The sequence below is a fragment of the Stenotrophomonas sp. HMWF023 genome, from assembly GCF_003060985.1.
Lineage (GTDB): Bacteria > Pseudomonadota > Gammaproteobacteria > Xanthomonadales > Xanthomonadaceae > Stenotrophomonas > Stenotrophomonas lactitubi.
In genome coordinates, this window is sequence record NZ_QAIJ01000301.1 from 6,376 (window position 1) to 13,032 (window position 6,657).

At 66.0% G+C, this 6,657-nt stretch carries 5 protein-coding genes and 1 pseudogene; 3 read left to right on the forward strand and 3 right to left on the reverse strand.

What is annotated here, in order from left to right; genetic code table 11:
- The 3 genes and pseudogenes from DBR20_RS23430 to DBR20_RS17590 form a co-directional block, all read left to right on the forward strand.
- Positions 1-131, forward strand: a pseudogene (locus DBR20_RS23430) (carbohydrate kinase); the annotation flags it as partial.
- Positions 128-1,354 carry an AGE family epimerase/isomerase gene (locus DBR20_RS17585; protein ID WP_108267289.1) on the forward strand — a complete coding sequence of 409 codons (1,227 nt, stop codon included), beginning with the start codon at positions 128-130 and terminating at the stop codon, positions 1,352-1,354. The pseudogene DBR20_RS23430 and the gene DBR20_RS17585, both read left to right, overlap by 4 nt.
- Positions 1,355-1,399: 45 nt before the next feature.
- A complete protein-coding gene (locus tag DBR20_RS17590) occupies positions 1,400-4,021 on the forward strand; it encodes a glycoside hydrolase family 2 protein (protein WP_108267291.1) in 2,622 nt (873 codons plus the stop codon).
- Between the two features lie 129 nt (positions 4,022-4,150).
- Here DBR20_RS17590 and mtnC read toward each other — a convergent pair whose 3' ends face one another.
- The 3 genes from mtnC to DBR20_RS17605 form a co-directional block, all read right to left on the reverse strand.
- Complete coding sequence (gene mtnC / locus DBR20_RS17595; protein ID WP_108267293.1) at positions 4,151-4,846, reverse strand: acireductone synthase; 696 nt, start codon at positions 4,844-4,846, stop codon at positions 4,151-4,153.
- Between the two features lie 3 nt (positions 4,847-4,849).
- Positions 4,850-5,407, reverse strand: a complete 558-nt coding sequence (locus DBR20_RS17600) for an acireductone dioxygenase (protein ID WP_108267295.1) — start codon at positions 5,405-5,407, stop codon at positions 4,850-4,852.
- Positions 5,408-5,499: 92 nt separating this feature from the next.
- Positions 5,500-6,141: a methylthioribulose 1-phosphate dehydratase gene (locus DBR20_RS17605; RefSeq protein ID WP_059064090.1), complete on the reverse strand. Its 642-nt coding sequence runs from the start codon at positions 6,139-6,141 to the stop codon at positions 5,500-5,502.
- Between the last annotated feature and the right edge of the window lie 516 nt (positions 6,142-6,657).

Genomic DNA, 6,657 nt, shown 5'->3' on the forward strand with positions numbered 1-6,657 from the left:
CGATCGCCGCCACGCTGCGCTTCGGCGCTGCCGTTGGCGCACTGGCGGTGACACGCAAGGGCGCGTTCGCTGCGATGCCCTCGTTCGATGAAGTGCAGCAGCTGCTGCAGGCACAGGATCTTCCCGCATGAGCACCTCGCCCGATTTCCGTTCCCCCGCTTTCCTGCGCGCGCACATCGCCGACACGATGGCGTTCTACCACCCGCGCTGCATCGACCCGAAGGGCGGCTTCTTCCACTACTTCCGTGACGACGGCAGCATCTACGATGCCAGCCATCGCCACCTGGTGAGCAGCACCCGTTTCGTCTTCAACTACGCCATGGCCTACCGCGAATTCGGCAATGCCGAGTATCGCGATGCGGTCGAGCACGGCGTGCGCTACCTGCGCGAGGTGCATCGCAACCCGGCTACGGGCGGCTACGCCTGGACCCTGCGCGATGGCGTGATCGAGGATGACATGAACCACTGCTACGGCGTGGCCTTCGTGCTGCTGGCCTACAGCTGTGCATTGAAGGCGGGTATCGAAGAAGCCCGCACGTGGATGGACGAGACCTGGCAGCTGTTGGAAGCGCGCTTCTGGGAAGCCGAGCACGGCCTGTACAGGGACGAGGCCGACGGCCAGTGGAACTTCACCGGTTACCGTGGCCAGAACGCCAACATGCATATGTGCGAGGCGATGCTGGCTGCATTCGAGGCCAGTGGTGAGCAGCGCTATGTCGAGCGCGCGCTGCAGCTGGGCGACAACATGACCCGCCGACAGGCGGCCAAGGCCGGCGGTCTGGTCTGGGAGCACTACGACGTCAACTGGAACATCGACTGGGACTACAACCTGGACGATCCCAAGCATCTGTTCCGGCCATGGGGCTTCCAGCCCGGCCACCAGACCGAGTGGGCCAAGCTGCTGCTGATCCTGGACCGCCACGTGCAGGCCGACTGGCTGGTGCCGACCGCGCAGCATCTGTTCGATGTGGCCGTGGAGCGCAGCTGGGACGAGGCACGCGGCGGCCTGTACTACGGCTTCGCACCGGAGTCGCGCCGCCAGCCTGGCATGGACGGCGCGCCGATCGGCGGCGACAGCTTCGTCTGCGACGACGACAAGTACTTCTGGGTGCAGGCCGAGACGCTGGCCACCGCCGCGTTGATGGCCAAACGCACCGGCGATGACCGCTATTGGCAGTGGTACGACCGTATCTGGTCGTACTCGTGGGGGCACTTCGTCGACCATCGGTACGGCGCGTGGTTCCGCATCCTCGACGCTGACAACCGCAAGTACAGCGATGAGAAGAGCCCGGCTGGCAAGGTCGATTACCACACCATGGGCGCCTGCTACGAAGTGCTGAACGTCGTTCGTTGATGAAGGTACGCCGGGCATGGCCCGGCGCTAGAACAGGAGCATCACGTGCATCGCCTTCCCCTCGTTGTCCGTCTGCTCCTGCTGCTGATCGCGGCGACCGCATTCCCTGCAACCGCCGCCCCACTGCAGGCGCAATGGGAATTCCGCCTGCTGCCCGGTGACGCGCAGGGCGCGGCGCATCCGGGCTTGCAGCAATGGCGTGCGGCCACGGTGCCGGGCAGCGTGCATACCGATCTGCTGGCGCACGAGCTGATCCGCGATCCCTATGTCGGCGCGCCCGAAGCCGAACTGCAGTGGATAGGCCTGGCGGACTGGGAGTACCGGGCCCGTTTCGATGTGGACGCCGTCACCTTGGCCAGGCCCAACGCCGAGCTGCGCTTCGATGGCCTGGATACCTATGCCGAGGTGAAGCTCAACGGCAAGCCGCTGCTGCGTGCCGACAATGCGCACCGCACATGGCGCGCCCGCGTCGAAGGTCGCCTGCGAGCGAAGGGCAATGAGCTGCAGATCGTGTTCCGTTCGCCGATCCGCACGCTGCTGCCGGGCGTGCAGGCGATGCCGTACAAAATCGCCGGAAATTATCCTTCGCCTTACGGCGATGAACCCAAGGACGCGATGGTCGGCAACTTCGCGCGCAAGCCGGCCTACCACTTCGGCTGGGACTGGGGTCCGCGCTACGTCACGGCCGGTGTCTGGCGTGGCGTTGACCTGCAGGCATGGGATGGGCATCGGTTGACCGACCTGGCCGTACGCACTGATGCGCTTGACGTGGAAAAGGCAACGCTGGCCGTGCTGCTGCAGGTGGAGCAGGGCGCGGTAGCCGGTCCCGTTGCGGTGGACGTTGAGGTGCGTGATCCTGATGGCCGCAGCGTCGCAAGGATGCAGCGCACGGTCGAGCTGAAGCCCGGCCAGAACAGCGTGGAGGTGCCGGTTGAACTGGCCAAGCCGCGGCGCTGGTGGCCGGTCGGTCACGGTGCGCAGGATCGTTACACCGTGCTGGCCTCGCTCGACGGTGGTGTCGATTCCACGTTGAAGCGCGAGCAGCGCATCGGTCTGCGCACGGTCGAGCTACGCCGTGAGCAGGACGGCAAGGGAGGGCAGGGCTTCGCCTTCGTCATCAACGGTGTGCCGATCTTCGCCAAGGGCGCGAACGTGATCCCGTTCGACGCCTTCCCCGCGCGTGTTGATGCTGCGCGACTGCGCCAGGTGCTGGTCGCCGCGCGCGATGCCAACATGAACATGCTGCGCAACTGGGGTGGCGGCTACTACGAAGACGATGCGTTCTTCGATATCGCCGACGAACTGGGCCTGCTGGTCTGGCAGGACTTCATGTTCGGCGGCGGCATGCAGCCCGGTTACGACCCGGCATTCCGCGCCAGCGTGGTCGCCGAGGCGCGCGACAACGTGCGCCGCCTGCGCCACCATCCCAGCATCGTGCTGTGGTGTGGCAACAACGAAGAAGAAACGGCGTGGAAGGATTGGGGCCATGGCCGCGACCTGAAGTCCGCCGATCCGGCGTTCGCAGCGAAGGTCTGGCAGGGTTACGTTGACCTGTTCGGCAACGACCTGCGCCAGGTGGTGGGCGAAGACGGGCTGGGTGTGCCGTACTGGTCCAGCTCGCCCAGCAACGATCTGGACGAGAAGGCCAACGACTCCACCCGCGGTGACAAGCACTACTGGCAGGTGTGGGGCAATCCAGCGCTGCCGGTGCAGGCCTATCTGCGCGAGACCCCGCGCTTCATGTCCGAGTACGGCCTGCAGGCCTGGCCTGCGGTGGCAACGGTGGACCAGATTGCCACCCGTGCCGAGCAGCGCATCGACAGTCCGGTGATCCGCGCGCACCAGAAATTCATGGCCGGCGAGGGCAATACGCGCCTGCTGCATTACATCGAGCTGGGCTACGGCACGCCGAAGGACTTCGAGGACTTCGTCTATCTGAGCCAGGTGATGCAGGCCGATGGCATCGCCCTGGCGGCGTTGCACCATCGCGCTTCGCGGCCGTACACGATGGGATCGCTGTACTGGCAGCTCAACGACGTCTGGCCAGGTGCCTCGTGGTCGAGCGTCGACTACTTCGGCCGCTGGAAGGCGCTGCACTTCGCAGCACGCCGCTTCTTCGCGCCGGTCACCGTGGCGGCGTTGCGCGATGAGGGCAGGACACGCGTGCGCGTGATCAATGACCAAGCCGCGGCATTGGATGCACGCTGGCGCCTGCGGGTGATGGACGTGGAAGGCAAGGTGCTGCGCCGTCGCGAGCAGGCGGTGACGCTGGTCGCTGCCGGGGTGACCGACATCGGCAACTACACCGATGCCGAGCTCTTGGCTGGCGCCGATCCGGCGCGGACAGTAGCGGTGTTCGAGCTGCTGCAGGACGGCAAGGTGACGGCGCGGCAGGTGGTCGGATTCGTCGAAGCCAAGGACCAGGTGCTGCCACGCCAGCAGCTGAAATCAACGCTGGCGATCGACGGTGACCACTACCGCCTGCGGCTGCAGAGCGCTGTGCTGGTGCGCGCGGCCTGGATCGATTTCGGCGCGCTCGACGTGCAGGTGGAAGACAACCTGCTGGACCTGCTGCCGGGCGAAACCCGTGACATCGCCGTGCGTGGCCCGGTGGACCTGACTGCGCTGCGCGAGGCGTTGAAGGTGCGCACCCTCAACGATCGTTGAGGGGGGCTGAACCACGTTCTGGTAGGTGTCAACCTTGGTTGACACATCGGCCGTATGCCAACCAAGGTTGGCATCTACCAAGAGCGGTACCCGGTAGCCGATGCCGCAGAGCCCATCGGCGGGCCGCGCTTACAGCTGGATCTGCTGGAAGTTCTCGACGCGATCATGGCCGTTGGCGGCTGCGCCGACGCGCGGCATCGGGTAGTCGTCCAGACGATCGATCAGACGCGTCTGCAGGCCGGCGTCGCGGGCGGCGTCCAGTTCCTCGACCACGTCGGACAGGAACAGGATCTCGCCAGCGGGAACGCCGATGGCCTGCACGATGTGGCGATAGCTGTCGGCCTCGCGCTTGCCACCGACTTCGGTATCGAACCAGCCCGACACCAGCGGACTGAGGTCACCGGCATCGCTGAAGCCGAAGAACAGCTTCTGCGCCGGCACCGAGCCGGAGGAGTACACATACAACGGCAGGCCCGAGGCGTGCCAGCCCTTCAACACCGGCGCCACTTCAGGGTAGAAGTGCGCGGTGTAGTCGCCACGGCGGTAGCCCGCGTCCCAGATCAGTCCCTGCAGGGCCTTCAGTGCGGTGTGCTTGCGGTCCTGGTCGATCCAGCCCTGCAGCGTCTCGGCCACCAGGCTGTCCTGGCAGGCGCCGCCGATCTCGGTGGCGACGGCGTCCAGCCAGCGACGCACCTCCGGTTGCTGGCCATGTTCGGCGACGAAGCCGGGCAGCGCCTGGCGTGCGTACGGGAACAGTACGTTCTTGACGAACGAGATGCTGCTGGTGGTGCCTTCGATGTCGGTCAGGATGACGCGGGGCTGCATTGATCAGGACGCCTGGGTCGGAATGTAACGGGGGAATTTCTGCGCGATGTCGGTGCCGGTGAAGTGACCGACCCAGCCATCCGGCTCGGTGAAGAAGCGGATCGCCACGAAGCTGGGCTCATCGCCCATGTCGAACCAGTGGGTGGTGCCGTCGGGCACGGCGATCAGGTCATCCTTCACGCACTCGATCTCGTAGACCTTGTCGCCCACGTGCAGGGTGAACAGGCCCGAGCCGGCGACAAAGAAGCGCACTTCGTCTTCCTTGTGGAAGTGTTCGTCGAGGAACTTCTTCCTCAGCTCGGCGCGGTTCGGGTTGTCCGGCGCGATCGAGGCCACGTCCACGCTCTTGAAGCCGCGCTCGGCGACCAGGCGGTCGATGTCGGCGCGGTAGGCAGCAAACACCTCGTCCTGGCTCGCGCCCGGGGCGACCGGCGCTGTGGCCTGCCAGCGTTCAAAGGTGACGCCGATCTTCTGCAGTTCGGCAGCGATGATCGCGCCGTCCTGGCTGTCCAGCAGCGGCGATTCGGGGCGGGTGTCGTCGTAGATGCGCAGTCGGCTCATGGCGGCAGCTTGAACGTCTTGGGGGGAGGACAGGGTAGCAGGGTGGCGTCGATGGCCAGATTCCAGAATGGCATCTGGCCTTACCGGAAACTTCAGCGGCGCAGCTTGCGCAGCTCCAGCTCGCAGTGCAGCAGGAACTCGAACGCTTCCATGTGCCGGCGCGCCTCGGCCATGTCGCGACCCCAGGCGTACAGGCCGTGGCCGTCGATCAGGTAGCCCCACAGGGTCTGCGTGTCGAGCAGGGCGTCGACCTGGGCCGACAGCACGTCCATGTCCTGGGTGTTGGCAAACACCGGGATGTCGATGGCCATCTCGTGGGTGCTGTTGCCGGCGAAGGCCTTCAGCAGTTCGTAGCCCTCCACCCGGATATGCCCCTGCGGCGCGTACAGGCGCGAGGCGATGGTCTGCACCGGCGAGTGGGTATGCAGCACGCAGCCGATCTCGGGGAAGCGGCGGTACAGCTGGGTGTGCAGCAGGGTTTCGGCGGAGGGGCGCAGCGGCCGGCCAACGGCCTTGCCGTCGAAGTCCACCACCATGATGTCGTCTTCGATCAAGCGGCCCTTGTCCTTGCCGGACACGGTGATCGCGGCGTGGCGGTCATCCAGGCGGTGGGAGAAGTTGCTGCTGGTGGCCGGGGTCCAGCCGGCCTGGGCCAGTTCGCGGACGTTGTCGATCAGCAGCTGGGCCAGTTCGCTCAGGCGCGCGGTGTCGTAGGGGAAGGTGGGGGTGTTCATGGGGGCGATTTTACTGGATTCGGCCAACGGCTGAGCCCCTCGTGGCTGGCGTCAGAAGCAGATTCCGTGGGTTGGCCGGTCGGGTGGGCTGTGCAGGGGACGCCGTGAACCCGTCCATGGGGGCTTGGCCGCGGCATCCATGCCGCGGACACCCCTGCGCAGCCCACCCGACCAGCCACGGACAGGTTCCGTGCGTCTCAGCCAAGGAATGAAGAAGTAAGAGCAGAAGCGGGTCGCTTCGCTGCGCTTGCTCGGAGCGGAGCATGGCTCCGCTCTACAGCAGATTCGTCCCCGAGCATTCATTTCCGGGAACGCTTCATCCACGCATGGCGTGGATCTACCGACAGCTGCGTGGACCTGTCGAAGGCGGGGAGGGGTGAGATTGCGGGGGCGTGAGCCGCATGGATGCGGCGACCGAGCTTACAGGGACGTACTTGCAGCGTCCCCCGCAATCTCACCCCCTCCCCGCCAAACCCTCAGACCCGCCGGTGCCGTTGCTCTGGCTTCAAAGGCGGG